The following is a 16,684-nucleotide window of genomic DNA, read 5'->3' as shown; positions in this document are numbered from 1 at the left end:
GTTTTCCGTCTCGCCAGCGTTCGTTCTCGTTTGCGGCGAGTCGCGTACACTCGCGCCCGATAGGCATCGGTCATTGAAGTACCAGCAGCCACATACTCGAGCCATGAAATCGATCGGGCTCGAGATCCGCCACAGTTCGGCGACGATTCCGGCGCTTCACGCGGGTATCTGTGACTCGCCCGCGATCGAACGCGAAATCGTCGTCGGCGGCCACGCCCACGACGGCGTCGAGACGGTCACGTCGTTCGTAGACGGCGAGAGGGACGCGTACGAGAGCCTGCTCGAGGGCCGCGAAACCGTCCTCGAGTACGAGACGACGCCCGCGGACGACGGATTCTTCCTGTACCTTCGCCGCGAACTCGAGTCCCGGGGCGCGTCGATGCTGGACGCACTCGCCGCAGAGACGCTCGTGATCGTGCCGCCGATCGAACTGCGATCGGACCGGACGATGCGGACGACCGTCGTCGGTCACCCGAACGCGCTGGCTGCGCTGTTCGAGGGCACGCCGGACGGAATGGCACTCGACGTTCGCTGGGTCAGCGACGACGTGCGAGTCACCGCGCCGACCGTCTCGGAGCGCCAGCGAGAGGCGCTTCGGGTCGCACGGGAGGTCGGATTCTACGAGATTCCGCGCGAGAACGGTATCGAAGCCGTCGCAGCGGAACTCGACTGTGCGGTCTCGACGGCCTCGGAACTGCTCCGGCGCGGCGAGGCCAACGCCGTCGAGCGCGCGCTCGAGGACGGCCCCTGAGTCTGAGCGCGGCGGAGCCATCCGACCCGACTCGAGCCGGGACGTCACGCCTCGGCGCGTTTTTCGCAGACGGCCGTGTAGCCCGCCCCTGCCGCGTAGCGCTCGACGACCTCGCACCGCTCGAAGACGGCCTCGAGCGAGTCGAGGACGTTTTCGTCCGGATGCCAGTTAGCGTACCAGCGCAGGAACCGCCGGAGGAGCGGGTTCGCGAGTCGCGCGGGGCCGCGCTGAACGCACCGCACATCGAAAACGACGAATCGGCCGTCGGAGGCGAGCGCGTCGGACACGCTCTCGCTCGCTCGGCGGACGTCGGGCATGAGGGAGAACGAAAGCGTCGCCAGCGCCGCGTCGAAGGGGTCGTCGAACGCCATCTGTGTCGCGTCAGCCCGACGGACCGCGACGTTCTCCCAGCCGTGATCGGCGACCCGCTGGCGGGCCTTCGCCACCATCTCCGGGCTGTAGTCGACGGCGACCACCTCGCCGTTCGGACCGACGTCGTCGCGGAGCCGCTCGAGGTTTACCCCCGGCCCGCAGCCGACGTCGAGAACCCGGTCGCCGGACTCGAGTTCGAGTCGGTCCATCGCTGCCTCGCGGATCGGCTCGAGGTCTCGCTCACTCAGCGCGTACCAGTCGCTCCAGCGGTTCCAGACGGCTTTGCTCCGCTCGAGGTGTGCCTCGTCGCCGCCGTCGGTCGTGTGTGCGGTTTTCGCGTCGCGAGTTCGATCCGCCGTTCGCCCGTCGTCTCGCCGTTCCGTCGCCATACTGGCCGTTGGGACGCCGTAGCGGTGTGCATTTACGCGATGCGTATCGCCCATTTAAATACATCACGTCTGCTCTCGAGCACCGAGCGTCGACCGTCGGCCGCCGGTCGACCGCGCCGTTTTTTATCGCCTGACTCGAGTGATCGACCGTGACAGAGTACGACACCGTCTCCGCCGACGTCGAAGACGAGGAAGAGATTCCGGAGGACCACCCGAGGTATCAGGATCTGCTGACGCGCCACCGGATCGAGAAGGGTGTCGAGAAGGGGATCACGCACCTCCAGGGGATGCACGCCGAGGGTCGGGGCAGCGCGTTCGACTACCTGCTGGGCGAGGAGACGATTCCCAGCGCGGACGACGCCGAACGCGCGGCCGCGGCGCACCTGCTGTTGGCCGACCAGCCCGTCCTCTCGATCAACGGGAACGTCGCCGCGCTCGTCCCCGGCGAGATGGTCGAACTCGCCGCGGCGACGGGCGCCGACCTCGAGGTCAACCTCTTCAACCGCACGCCGGAGCGAATCAGCGCGATCGCGGCCCACCTGCGCGAGCACGGCGCCGAGGACGTGAAGGGCCTCGAGGCCGACGCCAGGATTCCGAACCTGGACCACCAGCGCGCGAAGGTCGACGAGGACGGCATCTACGCGGCCGACGTCGTGTTAGTCCCGCTCGAGGACGGCGACCGCGCGGAGGCCCTGGACGAGATGGGCAAGACCGAGATCGTGATCGATCTCAACCCCCTCTCGCGGTCGCCCCAGGTCGCCGACGTGCCGATCGTCGACAACATCATCCGCGCGGTGCCGAACATGACCGCCCACGCGCGAGACCTCGCCGACGCCGACGCAGATGAGTTACGCGAGATCGTCGACGCGTTCGACCGCGAGGCGGCGCTCGAGGAGGCCGAAGAGCGGATTCGAGCGGGCGACCTCTGATCCGAATCGTCCCGCTCAGAACTCGTCGGTGATCGTCGGCGAGACGGCGTCGCGGTCGTTCTCGCGGCCGACGACGTGGCTCCGATCGCCGTCGGCGAACGGGAGTTTCGATCTGGCGGCAGCGAGGGCCTCTTCGACCTGATAGTACGACAGCGAGAGGTACTCGCTCGCCCGCCGCGAGAACGAGTCGTCAACCTCGTATCCGATGCCGTCGGAGCCGTTGAGACACTCCTCGTCGTAGTTGATCAGCCACCGACGGGCCAGTTCGACGCCTTTCTCGGCGTCGTAGCCGCGGGCGACGTAGTGTTTGTAGGGGTGGCGGATCCACGAGCACTCCCAGTGGGCGTAGACGTCGACCTTCTCGGTGTTCTCGACCTCGTGGAGGACGACGTGCAACTGCATGTCCGCGAGCGGCGAGGCTCGCCAGACCCACGATCCTTCGGAGGTGTTGCCGTCCATGCGCACCTTCAGCGAGGCGATCGGGTTTCGCGAGAAGCCGAGTTCCGCGAGGATCTCCTCGAGGCGCTCCTCCGTGCAGTGGGTCGTCAGCGCGTACTCCTCGGCGGTGGTGTGGCTGACGGCGTAGCCGTCGAACGTCCCCGCCAACAGGTAGTGGATCTGCGGCCAGACGCTCCGACGCACGGCGTTGACGAAGTCCTCTCTGATACCCATGCGATCATCGAGAGTACGGTACCGACCGGGAAGGGTGTTCGGCAAGCATTCGTCGCGCCGGTGGCTCGACGTCGATCGGCACGTCCGCGAGCACATTCAGCGGGTATAAATCCCTCCTGCCGTTTCGATTCACACATGGATACCTACGACCTGCTCACGCGAAACGCCGACGAGGTCGTCACCGACGAGGAGGTGCGCGAACTGGCCGCCGATCCCGACGGCAAGCGCGCCTACGTCGGCTACGAGCCCTCCGGCGTGCTCCACCTCGGGCACCTGCTGACCGCGAACAAGCTCATCGACCTCCAGGAGGCCGGCATGGAGGTCGTCGTCCTGCTCGCGGACGTCCACGCCTACCTCAACGGCAAGGGGACCTTCGAGGAGATCCGCGACACCGCCGAGCAGATGAAAGCCCAGTTCATCGCCTACGGGCTCGAGGAAGAGTCGACGGAGTTCGTCTACGGCTCCGAGTTCCAACTCGACGAGGAGTACACCCTCGACCTCCACGAACTCGAGCTCTCGACGACGATGAACCGCGCCCAGCGCGCGATGGCCGAACTCCAGTCCGGCGAGACGGCGAAGGTCAGCCACCTCGTCTACCCGCTGATGCAGGCACTGGACATCGAGTACCTCGACCTCGACCTCGCCGTCGGCGGCATGGACCAGCGGAAGGTCCACATGCTCCACCGCGAGGAGATTTCGGACCTCGGCTACGAGGCCCGACCGTGTCTCCATACGCCCATCGTCGCCGACCTCACCAGCGGCGAGGGGAAGATGTCCTCGAGCGAGGGCGTGACGATCTCGATGGAGGATTCGACCGAAGAACTGGAAGAGAAGGTCAACTCGGCGTTCTGTCCGCCGACGCGGGACCCCGAGGACGACCTCGAGAATCCCGTCCTCGAGCTGTTCGAGTACCACGTCTTCCCGCGGTTCGACGAGGTTACCGTCGAACGCCCCGAGAAGTACGGCGGTGATCTGAGCTACGACGAGTACGAGTCGCTGGCTGCGGACCTCGAGTCGGGCGAACTCCACCCCGCGGACGCGAAGGGGACGCTCGCGACCTACCTCGACGAACTGATCGCGCCCGGGCGGGAGAAGCTTCGCGAGATTCGGGACTGAGTCGTTACCGGCCTCTTCTGCCGGCTCAAGCGTACGCCTCGAACTCCTGGCCGAAGGCGGCGAAGTAGGCCACGCCGGCCAGTCCGACGACCGTCGCGATCGTAAAGGAGAGTTCGGGCGAGACGAACTGCCAGAGGAAGCCGCCGAGCGCGCCGCTCGGGATGACGATGGCGCCCCGGACGAGGTAGTACGAACCCGTAACGCGCCCGCCGGCGCCCTGCTCGGCTGGCCCGACGACGAGCGCCTTGTGGGCCGGCAGCCCCGCAAAGCGCAGTCCCGAGAACGCAAAGAGCGCGATCAGGAGCCAGGTCTCGCTGACGGCGTCGACGTACTGCGGCCCGAAGAGCAACAGGACCGGAAAGATCGCGTAGACGAAGAAACCGAAGCCGACGACCGTTTTGAGTCCGGTGCGCTCCGCGATCTTGGCCGTCGGCGCCATCGTCAGCAGGGCGACGAGCATCTCGACGCCGAGCAAGACGCCGAAGAAGGCGGCCGGCGAGAGGTCGATCGTTCCGACGACGGGCAGGGTCGTCGTGAGCCCGATCTCGAACAGTTGCGTGATCACGAGGATGAAGAAGGCGTAGACCATGCCGTTGGCGAACCGAACGAGCGCGTCGGCCACGAGCAGCGGCCGTAAGGGGTCCGGCAGCGAGCGGAGGTCGCTGCGGATCTGGCCGACGCCCTCGAACTCCTTCCCGACCGAATCCGCGTCGGTCTCGTAGAGGAAGTGCTGGACGATCGTTCCCAGAATCGCGAAGACGATGGCGATGACGAGCACCCACAGGAAGCCGGGCATGAGCTGATCGGCGACGAGGACGGCGACGATCAGCGGCGCGAGCAGAAAGGCCGTCCGCCGGAACGTCTCCGTGCTGGCGAAGCCGCGGGCCAGCCGACTCGGCTCGGTCGACTGCTTGACGATCGCGTAGTGGCCGCCGATGCCGAAGGACTTCCAGCACTGGGCCAGCAGCAGGCCGACGAAGATCCAGACCCACGGCTCGAGGACGACGACGCCGAGGTCGATCGCCGGAACGTAGGCCGCGACCAGCCAGATCGCGAAGCCGAACGTCGAGAGGAAGCCAAAGACGGTAAGGGCATAGCGCGAGCCGACGCGGTCGGAGACGACGCCGCCGTAGTAGGGAAACACCGCGCCGATGACGTTCCCGAGCGTCGCGAAGAGACCGACGACGAAGCCGCCCGCCCCCAGATAGACGAGGTAGTCCGGGAGAAACCGGTTCGTCATCTGGAAGCCGAGGCTGAACGCGAACATCGCGAGCGAGAGCACCAACACGTCCCGCTGTAAGGAGAAGAACTGGCGGAACGTATCCAGCGGCCCCGTTCGCTCCGCGTCGACGGTCACTTGCTCCCTACTCATCGCTGTCGCGGTCGATGGGACTCGAGTTCGGTCGATCGACGACTATACGGGCGAGACAGCCGTTGTCGTCCCACGACAGTCGCGGTCCTGGGCTGGTCCAACTGGACACCAGGAGGGCAGACGGCACCGATTTCGCTCATGCGTTCGCTATCGTGTCCGCAGCAAAATAGGTTGGCGAACCTTCCCCGACCCTCGAACGTACCGGCGAGGCGAACCTGCCGATTGAAGTGCTCGCGGCCCCCTCTCGAGGGCATGAACGAGACGCGACGAGCCATCCTCGAGGCGCTCGCCGACGGCCCCGTGTCGGGGCCGGAACTGGCCGAGTCGCTCGACGTCTCGCGGGCGGCCGTCTGGAAGCAGATCGACGGCCTCCGCGAGGACGGTTTCGCGATCGAGAGCGGATCGACCGGCTACGAACTCCGCGACGTGCCAGCGTACAACGGACCGGCCGTCGAGTTCGAACTCGAGGCGCCGTTTTCCATCGAGTATCGAGACTCGATCGGGAGCACGAACGACCGCGCCCGCGAGTTGGCCGCCGAAGGCGCCGCGGACGTTGCCGTTCTGGCCGACGAACAAACCGGCAGCAGGGGTCGCCTCGAGCGAGAGTGGTCGTCCCCCTCGGGCGGCGTCTGGCTGAGCGTCCTCGTCCGCCCGGAGATCACGCCCGCGCAGGCGCCGCTGTACACGCTCTCGGCGGCGGTCGCGACGACGAATGCGGCCCGCGAGGCCGGCGTCGACGCGCGGATCAAGTGGCCCAACGACGTCGTCGTTCCCGTCGGAGACGACGGCGACTACGACAAACTCGTCGGGATTCTCACCGAGATGGAAGGCGAAATGGACCGCGTCGAGTGGCTCGCGGTCGGGATCGGCGTCAACGCGAACATCGACAGTACCGACCTCCCGGAAGGGGCGACGAGCATCCGCGAGGAGGCGGGCGACGTCGACCGACGACGGTTCGTCCAGCGGCTGCTCGAGACGTTCGACGAGTACCGAACCGACCTCGAGTCCGTCGTTCCGGCCTGGCGCGAACTGGCGCTCACGCTCGGCCAGCGCGTTCGGGTCGAGCGCCCGTCGGGCGACGTGGTCGGCGAGGCGATCGACGTCACCGAGTTCGGCGCCCTCGTGGTCGAAACCGACGACGGCGAACGGGTGACGGTCTCGGCGGGCGACTGCGAGCACCTGCGGCCCGTTTAACGGTCGGTGACGGCTGTGTCACCGCCGCTCGAGGCCGTTACTCGACGGCGACCGGCGGTCGCTCTCGGCGGCCGTCTCCATCGTCGTCGTCGTCCGAGCCGACCTGAACGGTCAACACTGGAACCGACGCGCGCCGAACGACCCGTTCGGCCACGCTGCCGAGCAGCAGGCGATCGATACCGCCGCGGCCGTGAGTCCCCATCACGACGAGATCGCACGTCCCCGGCTGCGCCTGACTGGCGATAACCCGGCTCGGCGACCCCTCGAGCACCGCCGTTTCCACCTCGACGTCCGGCGGTGCGAGCTCCTCGACCCGATCGACGGCCGCCCGTCCGTCGCCCCGGAGGGCGTCGCTGAGCCCGTCCAGTGCCGCCTCCATCGGCATGTTCCCGTAGCCGGCGATGCTCACGACGTAGATCGCTCGAACCGTCGCGTCGTGGGTTCGAGCTAGATCGAACGCGTACTCGAGGGCGCCTTCCACCTCCGGCGAGCCGTCGGTCGGGACGAGGATGCAATCGTACATGTGCTGTGTGGTAGCATACAACTTGACACTACAATAGCGTTGTCGTGGATACGACAGACCGTCGCGGGAGATAACAGGACCCGGTTCGGCGCTCAATCGCCGTCGGGACCGAAGACGACCTCCCGGACGTCGTCGACGCCGGCGCGTCGAACGACGGCCCGGACCGGATCCCGGGCGCCCGCGAGGTTGTGCGAGTCGCCGTCCAGAATCAGAAGCCGGGCCTCGTAGCCGGGTTCGACGAGTCCGTACTCGCGGTCGACGATTTCGGCGCCGTTGACGGTTGCCATCCGAAGGATCTCGGTCGCCGAGAGGTCGGAGAGTTTCGCGAGGAACTCCATCTCGCGGAACATCGACGGCGAGTTGAGCATCACGTTGTCCGTCCCGAGCGCGAGCGTCGTTCGCTCGTGGAGTTCTCGGTACGGCGAGAGCCCCACGTCGGTGACGAGGTTCGATCGCGGACAGACGACGATCGGTACCTCCTGGTCGGCGACGCGCTCGAGGTGGTCCGGTTCGGGGTGGACCATGTGGACGAGGACGTCCGGCTCGAGGTCCAGCGCGGGGTGGATGTCGCTCGCGTCGACCTCGCCCGCGTGGATGGCGAACGGCTTTCCGGCCTCGTGGGTCGCCTCCCGTTCGTCCGCGAAGTCGGCGTCGTTGGCCCCGCTCGCGCCGTAGCCGTCGCCCGCGCGCATCGCGTCGATCGAGCCGCGGCCGAACGCGATCGGTTCGATCTCGAGGCCCGCCGAAGCGCGCTCGAGCGTCTCGACGCCCTCGACGTCGCCCTCGCGGAACTCGAGGCAGGCCGCGGTTCCGCTCTCTTGCATGAACTGCAGCGATCGACGCATCGCCGCGGCGAGTTCGTCCTGCGTGGCCGCCCGAAGCAGCCGGTGTTTCAGCCCGTCCGGCGGCGCGACCAGCTCCTCGAGGGAGAGCCCGCCGCCGGCTTCCTTCGCGATCGAGTCGCCGATGTGGGTGTGGGCGTTGACGAACGCCGGCAGGATGATCGCCGACGAGTCGACTGCCGTCTCCTCGATGGCCTCGATCCGTCCGTCGTCGTCGTCGATCACGACCCGCCCCTCGACGGGCTCGAACTCGCGACCCCGGAGGATCGTTCCCGTGCGTTCCATACGAAGGTGTTCGGGCTCCGGGCCTTGAACGGTTCGGGCTTGGACTCGGTCTCGAGCGTCGAGCATGCCGAGCGTGGTCGATCACTCCATCCCGCTCAGAGCAGGCGCGGAATCTCCGCGAGCGACTCGATCTCGTAGGCCGGCTCCCGCGGGAGGCCGACGCCCTGAACGTGGTCGCGGCGAAGGAACGCCGCGTCGATTCCGGCGGCGTCGGCCGCCTCCACGTCGACCCAGCTATCGCCGACGAACAGCGCGTCCTCGGCGCCGAGTTCCTCGAGGGCCAGTTCGAGGTAGTACGGTGTCGGCTTCTTGCGGTCGATTCCCTTCACCGTCGGCTCCCGGCCGTACCAGCGGTCGACCCACTCGAGGTCGAATCGTTCGAGAATGTTCCCGATCGTCTCGTGTTGGTTGTTGCTGACGATCGCCGTTCCCACGTCGTCCTCGAGGTCGGCGACGGCGTCGACGTCGTCGTAGCGGCGCTTGCGGCCGGCCTCGAGTTCCTGCAGCTGGGTCTCGATCGCGGCGCGTTCGCGTGCCTGCCAGAGCTCGTGCGGGTCGACATCGTGGTCGTCGGCGACCTCGCGCAGGGAGTCGACGCTCGGTCCGAGCAGCGTTCGGACCTGTGCGCGGCTCGGATCGAGGACGCCGACGTCGGCGAAGGCGTCGTGCATCGCCTCGAGAAGTACCTCGCGGTCGGTCGGCGTCGTCAGCACGCCGTCGTTGTCGAAGAGGACTGCGTCGTAGGGTTCGCCCATTCGCCGTTACAGTACGTACCGAAGCGGTTTCCCTCTTGCTCGTCGGCCTCGGTGAAACGCGTGCCGGACGCTGATCGGCGTAGCAATTGCATGCCGGCTGCTGACCCGGACTCGGGCCGAACGACAGCGCGATGGAACTGCTTGATCGACTCAAGGAAACGCTGTCGCCCGACGACCCCGGGGTCGAGTATCGCTGCCCCTCCTGCGACGCGGTTTTCGACACGGCCTACGATCGCTGTCCCGAGTGCGGCGAGATCGACATGCGCGAGCGCGGCGGGTTCGACTTTCGGACGGAGTGATCGCCGCGACGGCCGAGCGATCGGTCCGTCGATCCGCAGGTTCAAGTACGGATAGGCGGCCAGCACCGTCGATGCAGTCCGACCCACACGTTCCGCTCCGACTGGGGTCCACGAGGAACCGATCGCGGTGTTCGCTCGGGGATCGCGATGGGACATAGGGCCCTCGTCGCGTACCGCCGTCCGGACCGGCGGTACGATCTCAGATACAGCCACTGGGGCGGCGATACCGTCACGTTCGCCGATCGCATCAGCGCCGAGACGCCACTCGCCGGCGGCGCCGTCGACCCACCCCTGCTCGCGGCGGCGATCGACCGCGATCGCATCCTCACCGCCCACCTCGATCCCTGTCCCTACGAGGTGCTGTACCTCGTCGAACCGGGCAGCGACTACCGCGTCTCCACCTACCGCGTCTGCTGGCTCGAGTGGCTCGAGGGCCGCGACGGCGGCCGCGGTGCGATCGTCGCCGTCGACGACGCGCGCGCCGACCGACGCGTTAGAACCTGGTTTCGCGCCACCAAGACCACGCTGGCCGACGTCGTCGAGATGGGCGTCCTCTCGCGTCGTGCAGCTCGGACGTACCTCGAAGCGCGAGTCTGTGAAGACGAGGGTGGGACCCTCTACACCTACGGCGAAACCGACTCGGTCGACGAAGAGTACGTGCCGCCCGATCGACGCGGGGCCGTCCACCGGGACTCGAGACGCGCCGGGACGAACGCTCGCGGCGACCGACGCGGACCGGACGAACCCGAATTCGACGATTCGAGCGGCTGAAAAAACGCGGACGGGGACGATACCGACGGGACGAACCGACGCTAGTCGTCTTCCGCCCAGCGGGCGTCGACGAGCGTCCGCTGGACGACGTCGTTGCCGACCGCCTCGGCGAGCGTCTCGAACCCGGCTCGCTCGCCCCGGTCGTCCGCGTTCGCGACGAGTCGCGAGACGATGAATTCCGGCGTCGACCGACCAACGGTATCGAACCGCGGCTGGTAGTCGACCAGCAACTCGAGGTCGGGGTTCAGCCCCTCAGCGAAGATGCCGTCGACGCGGGCCGCCGTCGGCAGCGGCTCCAGATCGTCCGCGAGGTGGGTGACGAAGACGCCCAGCGCCTCGCGTTCGACGGTCAGCGTGACGAGTCCGTGCAGCAGGTCGGCCGCGCTTCCGGGCTCCGTGATCGCCTCGAACTCGTCGACCAGCATCAGCGTTCGGCCGCCGGTCGACAGCGGCGGCACGACCGACCGCAGCGTCGACTCGAGGACGCCAGCGTTGAAACTCGCGTGCCGGCGGTGGAACACGAGCGAGTCGACGGGCGTCACCTCCGCGCGCTCGGCGGGGACGGGTAGTCCCATCATCGCCAGCAAGACGACCTGACACAGCGTCTCGAGCAGCGTCGTCTTCCCGCCGCTGTTGGCGCCGGTGAGCACCGAGACGCGCTCCTCGCCGGGGACCGCGTTCACGCCGACGGGGACCTCGCTCACGCCGTGGTCGCCCAGCGCGTAGGTTATCGGCTGTACGGTCTGAGTCTGTGTCCGCCCGCCGTCGCCGCCGTCGCCATCGCCGGCGTCGGGCGTCGCGAGCGTGAGGTTGCGCGCGCCGACGACCGACACCGCGGCTCGGTCCCCGTCGCGAAACGTCGGCCGGGTACAGTCGTAGGCCAGCGCGAACCGCGCGAGCGAGAGGTGTAAGGCGATGTCGTCGACCGCGCCGACGGCCTGATCGACGGCCTCGCGGTTCGCCTCGAGCGTCGCCTCGAACTCGCCGGCGACGACCGCCTCGCGTTCGTCGATCGCCGCGGTGAGGTCTCCTCGCAGGGTTCGCAGCGTCGCGCCCACGAAATCCGTGGCGTCGGTCGCGTCGGTCGGCATCGCGTCGCGAACCTGATCGACCGTGACTTCGGTCTCGGTGAGCAGGTGGTCCTCGAACGATTCTCGGAACTGGGAGACGTCCCGGACGCCGTCCGAACGGAGTTCGTCGATCAGTTCGAGGGCGTTTGCGTCCATATCCTCGACGGTACCGAGCGCCGCCCGCAGGCGGTCGAGTTCCTCGTCGGCGCCCGCACGAACGCGCCCACGGTCGCCGTCCAGCGCCGCCAGTGCGTCGGCCGCCGCCGCGAGTCGCTCGCGTTCGAGGTCGGCGACCGCGTCGAACGGCCCCGAGTCGACCCCGGCCTCGAGCAGGGCGAGCGCGGTCTCGACGGCGGCGTGCTCGCTCTCCTCGCGCTCGTCGTACCGCTCGTAGGCCGCGAGAACGGCCGCTCGGTCGTCCTCGGCGAGGGCGGCCCAGGCGTCTCGAGCCGCGAGGACGTCGTCCAGGCGCTCGTTCATAGCGTCGCGGTCGGTCAGCGGCGTCAGGACGCGAATCCGATCCGCAGCGCGTCGCGTGACGGCGTACTCGACCGCCAGATCGAGCAGTTCCTTGTACGCCGAGCGCGCGTCGCTCGTCGCCAGCACGTCGATCCCGCCGCCGCCCGTCGCTCGCCGCAGGATCCGCGTCGCCCGTCCGCGGGCCAGTCCCGCGTCAGCGAGCGCGCGAACGTCGCCGCTCTCGATCGCCTCGATCGCTCGCTCCCGTCCCAACTCCTCGGTCAGCGTCTCCCGGGTCTTCGGCCCGACGCCCCAGTACTCCTCGAGTCGCATAGTCTACTCGAGGTGTTCGAGGGAATCGCCTTCAACCTGTGCCATCGGCCGGCGCGCTCGACCGCTGGCGATGGCGGCGCATCGCGACGCCGGCCGACTCGCTCGAGGGAATCACCACGAGACCGGACGACGGCGTCGCTTCCGCCGCTGATCGCGAACATATACATAAACATGGATATCGACTACCGACGACGGCTGGATTGAGAGCACAAACACGGGGATTTTTATCGTCTGGGTGCCCTACTGACTTCCATGACTGATGGGCGGGGCGAGACTCCCCGGCGAACAGGAATGACCGAAAAGTGCGGCGTCGTCGGCGTCTCACTCGACGGTCGATCGGCGGCACGACCGTTGTACTATGCGCTCTACGCACTCCAGCATCGCGGTCAGGAGTCGGCCGGGATCGTCACCCACGACGGCTTCCAGCAACACAGCCACGTGGAGATGGGGCTGGTGGGCGAGGCGTTCGACGAGGACGGCCTTGACGTCCTCAACGGCTCGACGGGGATCGGCCACGTCCGCTACCCGACTGCGGGCTCGGTCGACTCCTCCTGTGCACAGCCCTTCTCCGTCTCGTTCAAGAGCGGCTCGCTCGGCCTGAGCCACAACGGCAACCTCGTCAACGCCGACGAGATCCGCGACGAACTCGCGGCGCTCGGCCACGCTTTTACCAGCGACGGCGACACCGAGGTCATCGCCCACGACCTCGCGCGCAACCTGTTAGAGGAGGACCTCGTGCGCGCGGTCAAGCACACGATGCAACGCATCCACGGCTCGTACTCGCTCGCGATCAGCCACGACGACACCGTCCTCGGCGTCCGGGACCCGCAGGGGAATCGCCCGCTCTGTATCGGCGAACTCGAGGACGGCTACATCCTCGCCTCCGAGTCGGCGGCGATCGACACGTTAGACGGCGAACTCGTCCGGGACGTCCGTCCCGGCGAACTCGTCGTCCTGCAAGACGACGGCCAGGGCTTCGACTCCTACCAGCTGATCGAGAACGAGAACACGGCTCACTGCTTCTTCGAGCACGTCTACTTCGCCCGGCCGGACAGCGTCATCGACGAGACGCTGGTCTACGAGGCCCGGCGCAATCTGGGCCGCAAACTCTGGGCGGAAAGCGGCGTTGAGACCGACGTCGTCATGCCCGTCCCCGACTCCGGACGCGCGTTCGCCTCGGGCTACGCCGACGCGGCGGGCGAGACGACTGCGGACGGCGAGCCACGCGACGACGACGACATCGGCGTCGAGTTCGCCGAGGGCCTGATGAAAAACCGCTACGTCGGCCGGACGTTCATCATGCCGACCCAGGACGAGCGCGAACGCGCCGTTCGCCTGAAGCTGAACCCGATCAAATCGACGATCGAGGGCAAGACCGTCACCGTCATCGACGACTCGATCGTCCGCGGAACGACCTCGACGCAACTCGTCCAGTTGCTCAAAGACTGCGGCGCCGAGGAGGTCCACGTCCGCATCGGCGCGCCCGCGATCGTCGCCCCCTGCTACATGGGCATCGACATGGCGACCCGCGAGGAACTCATCGCCGCCGGGAAGTCGACCGCCGACATCCGCGACAAGATCGACGCTGACAGCCTCGCCTACCTCTCGACCGATGCCGTCGCCGACGTGCTCGGCACGGAGCGCATCGACCTCTGTCTGGGCTGTGTCACCGGCGAGTACCCCTACGACATCGACGGCGAGGAGACCGACCGCGACGTGAGCCGCCCCGATATCGGCGGACAGCAGCTGCCCGCGGACGACTAACGAACGTTTCCTCTGCGGGTGCGCCGAAGGCGCACCCTCGGGAAAATCTCGAGAGAGCTTCGCTCTCTCGGACAGCGAGGGACCGACGGTCCCGCGTAGCTTCGACGAAAAGCCTCTTCTCTCCCCTTCAGCCGCGCACGGCGTGGCTTCCGGGTCAGTCGTCGGCCCGCTCGCTCACTTCGTTCGCTCGCGGATGCGATCGGTGCCTCGTGATTTCCCTCCACATCGCGAAACCGGCGGTTGGTTCTCTCGAGTCGCGTCAGTAAACCACGTGCAACAGCACGTACACCACGATACCCAGCGAGAACGAGATCAGCCACAGGGCCGCGGCGTAGCGGCCGATGCGGGCGTGGCTGGTCCGACGCAACTCTGCGATCGGGCGCGAAAACGCCAGCAGGAGAGCGTAGTAGACCAGCGGAATACAGACGATCGCCAGGAAAATGTGAACGGCGAGCACCGGGTAATAGACGAACTGCTGGACGGCGTCCGGTCCGGGGAACGGCTGCGGGCCGCCGGTCGCGATCAACCGATAGAGGTAGAACGTGAGGAAGGCCGCGAATAGCCCGAACGAGGCGATCATCGCGGTGCGGTGGCGGTCGACGTCACCCCGGCGGATCGCTCGCCAGCCGATCGTGATCGTCACGATCGCCGCCGCGCTGATCGCGACGTTGAGATGCGGAATGCCATCGAGGACCCACTGCGGTGCGGCCGGTACCGTCGACGAGGGTATTCGGCCGCCCGCCGCGGCGAAGACGACCGCCAGCGAGACGACGCTCAAAACGGCGGTGAGAGCGGTGACGCGCTCTCGAGGAACGTACTCCATATATCGGGGTTTGACTGTGGCAGGAAAGCGGTTACTGTCCGCGGTCGCCCGCTGGGTATTGACACTCGAGAGACGCATCGCTTGAGGACGTGAATACGAAGAAACCGACATACACAGCGCTATCGCTGTGTCGTATCGGTTTCCTCAGAAGTTGTGCGTGGGTGATGTCCACGAGGGGAAATGTTTCAATCCCGAGATGGGTTTACATCACCTGCATCGTTGCGCTCGGCGGCTTCGCCGCCTCGCGTCTCGCGGGCTTCGCCCGCGCTTGCGATGCGTGGGACCGGATTCGAACTGCCGTCGTTCCGCGCCGCTCACGGCTACGCCGTTCGCATTCGCGTGACGCTTCGCGCCACGCGCCGCTTCACGACGGTATTCGCGATCGGCGCTGCCGATCGCTCATCGGCGGACCCCTACGGGACAGCGCCCGCAACGCTGTGTCGCCAAAACCTGTCGCTGTGTCGAGTAGTTTTCGTAGAAGTTGTGCGTGGGTGATGTCCGCGAAGGGAAATCACCTGCATCGTTGTGCTCGGCGGCAACGCCGCCTCGCGTTTTGCGGGCTTCGCCCGCGCTTGCGATGCGTGGGACCGGATTCGAACCGGCGGACCCCTACGGGACAGCGCCCTCAACGCTGCGCCGTTGGCCTGGCTTGGCTACCCACGCTCGCTGTCTTTGTCTTACTGCACTCAATCGTAACCAGTGTGATTATAAAAGCCCTTTCTTTTCTCTCGGCGCCTGCGCCGAGGTCACACGGATCTGACCGCGCTCGAGGCGGTGATTTAAAATGCGACAGTTGCCAAAGGGTACCATGGCTAAGTATTCGACCGGATCGTCCACCGGCGGCGGCGGGACGAACTGCGAACTCTGCGGGGCTGAAAGCGAGAAGCTTCGACTGGCGAGCGTCGCCGGCGCCGAACTCGAGGTCTGTCCGGACTGTGCGCCCCACGACGACACGCAACAACAGTCGCAGTCTCGCGGCGGGTCTCGTGGACAGGGGCAGGACTCGAGCGGCGGTCGCGACGAACCAAGCCGCAAGCAGAAGGCGGCCCAGAACGTCGCCAAAGCCAACCCCGTCTGGGACGGCGACTCCGAACACTGGGAGAAAGAGGGGACGAACTACGACGAGGACCCGTTGCCGTATCTCGTCTCCGGCTACGGCGAGAAACTGGTCGAGGCCCGCCAGGAAGCGGGACTCCAGCGCGAGGAACTCGCCGACGAACTCGGCGCGCGCGAAAAGCACATCCTCGCGGTCGAACAGGGTCGCGCGACCCAGGCCGGTATCGGCGGCGGCCTGATCGACGCGCTCGAGGAGCACCTGGACGTCGAACTGGCCGAGTAGCACCGATCGCGCGTCGTCTCCGCGACACCCCGCGACGACCGTCTCGGCAAGCAGACTTTTCATTGCTCGGGAGAGAGTGAGCCCAATGACCGGACAACGGGCAGCCAGCGAGCCCTACACCACGCGATTCGAGACCGAGGTGACGTCCGTCGACGGGCGCCGGGTCTGGCTCGAGACGAGCTACTTCTACGGGGCGAGCGACGGCCAGCCGGCCGACCGGGGGACGATCGGCGACGCGGCGGTCGTCGACGTCCGACTCGAGGACGGCGAGCAGGTCCACGTACTCGACGCAGAGCCGTCGTTCCGGATCGGCAGCCGAGTGCTGTGTTCGATCGACTGGTCGTTTCGGATGTACTGCATGCGAGCGCACACGGCCAGTCACCTCCTTCGCGGCGCCGCGAGGCGGTGTCTCCCCCTCGAGCAGGGCGACTCGATCTACGCCGGCCTCGAGATCGGCGAGGATCGCGTCGCGGTCGCCCTCGAGACGGCGCCGCTCGAGGACGAAGCACTGATCGAACTGGACGAACTCGTCAATCGGGCGGTCTGGGAGTCCAGACCGGTCTCCTGGGAGCGCGTTCCGATCTCGACGGCGCGCGAGCGAACCGAAATCTGTCTCTTATACACAT

At 67.2% G+C, this 16,684-nt stretch carries 16 protein-coding genes, 1 tRNA gene and 1 pseudogene; 9 read left to right on the top strand and 9 right to left on the bottom strand.

What is annotated here, in order from left to right:
* Positions 1–103: 103 nt before the first annotated feature.
* On the top strand, positions 104–751 hold the full coding sequence (locus C493_RS19515; protein WP_007261220.1) for a helix-turn-helix domain-containing protein: 648 nt from the start codon (positions 104–106) through the stop codon (positions 749–751).
* A gap of 44 nt (positions 752–795) precedes the next feature.
* Here the strand turns inward: C493_RS19515 and C493_RS19510 are convergent, their stop codons facing one another.
* Positions 796–1,512, bottom strand: coding sequence for a class I SAM-dependent methyltransferase (locus C493_RS19510; protein WP_007261219.1), 717 nt, complete (start codon positions 1,510–1,512; stop codon positions 796–798).
* Positions 1,513–1,661: 149 nt separating this feature from the next.
* Between C493_RS19510 and C493_RS19505 the strand changes: the two genes are divergently transcribed.
* Positions 1,662–2,441, top strand: coding sequence for a 4-phosphopantoate--beta-alanine ligase (locus tag C493_RS19505; RefSeq protein ID WP_007261218.1), 780 nt, complete (start codon positions 1,662–1,664; stop codon positions 2,439–2,441).
* Between the two features lie 15 nt (positions 2,442–2,456).
* Here C493_RS19505 and C493_RS19500 read toward each other — a convergent pair whose 3' ends face one another.
* A complete protein-coding gene (locus tag C493_RS19500; RefSeq protein WP_007261217.1) occupies positions 2,457–3,113 on the bottom strand; it encodes a hypothetical protein in 657 nt (218 codons plus the stop codon).
* A gap of 135 nt (positions 3,114–3,248) precedes the next feature.
* On the opposite strand from C493_RS19500, the gene C493_RS19495 reads away from it, so the two are divergent.
* Complete coding sequence (locus tag C493_RS19495) at positions 3,249–4,229, top strand: tyrosine--tRNA ligase (RefSeq protein ID WP_007261216.1); 981 nt, start codon at positions 3,249–3,251, stop codon at positions 4,227–4,229.
* Positions 4,230–4,254: 25 nt separating this feature from the next.
* Here C493_RS19495 and C493_RS19490 read toward each other — a convergent pair whose 3' ends face one another.
* A complete protein-coding gene (locus tag C493_RS19490; RefSeq protein WP_049889521.1) occupies positions 4,255–5,601 on the bottom strand; it encodes an MFS transporter in 1,347 nt (448 codons plus the stop codon).
* Between the two features lie 252 nt (positions 5,602–5,853).
* Here C493_RS19490 and C493_RS19485 point away from each other — a divergent pair, with 252 nt between their 5' ends.
* On the top strand, positions 5,854–6,795 hold the full coding sequence (locus C493_RS19485; protein ID WP_007261214.1) for a biotin--[acetyl-CoA-carboxylase] ligase: 942 nt from the start codon (positions 5,854–5,856) through the stop codon (positions 6,793–6,795).
* Positions 6,796–6,832: 37 nt separating this feature from the next.
* On the opposite strand, the gene C493_RS19480 is transcribed toward C493_RS19485, so the two are convergent.
* The 3 genes from C493_RS19480 to C493_RS19470 form a co-directional block, all read right to left on the bottom strand.
* Positions 6,833–7,318: a universal stress protein gene (locus C493_RS19480; protein ID WP_007261213.1), complete on the bottom strand. Its 486-nt coding sequence runs from the start codon at positions 7,316–7,318 to the stop codon at positions 6,833–6,835.
* A 92-nt stretch (positions 7,319–7,410) separates the two neighbouring features.
* The gene (locus C493_RS19475) at positions 7,411–8,445 is read right to left on the bottom strand and encodes an amidohydrolase family protein (RefSeq protein ID WP_049889523.1); all 1,035 of its coding nucleotides are present in this window, start codon (positions 8,443–8,445) and stop codon (positions 7,411–7,413) included.
* Between the two features lie 95 nt (positions 8,446–8,540).
* Positions 8,541–9,200 (bottom strand): HAD family hydrolase, encoded by a 660-nt coding sequence (locus tag C493_RS19470; RefSeq protein WP_007261211.1) that lies wholly within the window; start codon positions 9,198–9,200, stop codon positions 8,541–8,543.
* 131 nt (positions 9,201–9,331) lie between these two features.
* Between C493_RS19470 and C493_RS23515 the strand changes: the two genes are divergently transcribed.
* Positions 9,332–9,499, top strand: a complete 168-nt coding sequence (locus C493_RS23515; protein WP_007261210.1) for a hypothetical protein — start codon at positions 9,332–9,334, stop codon at positions 9,497–9,499.
* 147 nt (positions 9,500–9,646) lie between these two features.
* Positions 9,647–10,270, top strand: coding sequence for a DUF6735 family protein (locus C493_RS19465; RefSeq protein ID WP_007261209.1), 624 nt, complete (start codon positions 9,647–9,649; stop codon positions 10,268–10,270).
* Positions 10,271–10,311: 41 nt separating this feature from the next.
* On the opposite strand, the gene C493_RS19460 is transcribed toward C493_RS19465, so the two are convergent.
* Positions 10,312–12,132, bottom strand: coding sequence for a MutS-related protein (locus C493_RS19460; protein WP_007261208.1), 1,821 nt, complete (start codon positions 12,130–12,132; stop codon positions 10,312–10,314).
* A 291-nt stretch (positions 12,133–12,423) separates the two neighbouring features.
* Here C493_RS19460 and purF point away from each other — a divergent pair, with 291 nt between their 5' ends.
* Positions 12,424–13,896 (top strand): amidophosphoribosyltransferase, encoded by a 1,473-nt coding sequence (gene purF, locus C493_RS19455; RefSeq protein ID WP_007261207.1) that lies wholly within the window; start codon positions 12,424–12,426, stop codon positions 13,894–13,896.
* A 259-nt stretch (positions 13,897–14,155) separates the two neighbouring features.
* Here purF and C493_RS19450 read toward each other — a convergent pair whose 3' ends face one another.
* Both C493_RS19450 and C493_RS19445 read right to left on the bottom strand, forming a co-directional pair.
* Positions 14,156–14,719 (bottom strand): DUF420 domain-containing protein, encoded by a 564-nt coding sequence (locus tag C493_RS19450; protein WP_007261206.1) that lies wholly within the window; start codon positions 14,717–14,719, stop codon positions 14,156–14,158.
* Between the two features lie 578 nt (positions 14,720–15,297).
* Positions 15,298–15,382, bottom strand: a tRNA-Leu gene (locus C493_RS19445).
* Positions 15,383–15,527: 145 nt separating this feature from the next.
* Here C493_RS19445 and C493_RS19440 point away from each other — a divergent pair.
* Positions 15,528–16,058 (top strand): helix-turn-helix domain-containing protein, encoded by a 531-nt coding sequence (locus C493_RS19440; RefSeq protein WP_007261205.1) that lies wholly within the window; start codon positions 15,528–15,530, stop codon positions 16,056–16,058.
* Positions 16,059–16,143: 85 nt separating this feature from the next.
* Positions 16,144–16,684 (top strand): annotated as a pseudogene (locus C493_RS19435) (alanyl-tRNA editing protein); the annotation flags it as partial.

The organism is Natronolimnohabitans innermongolicus JCM 12255 (genome assembly GCF_000337215.1).
Lineage (GTDB): Archaea > Halobacteriota > Halobacteria > Halobacteriales > Natrialbaceae > Natronolimnohabitans > Natronolimnohabitans innermongolicus.
Note: the sequence above shows the minus strand (reverse complement) of the source record. Positions and strands in the feature narration are given on the sequence as shown.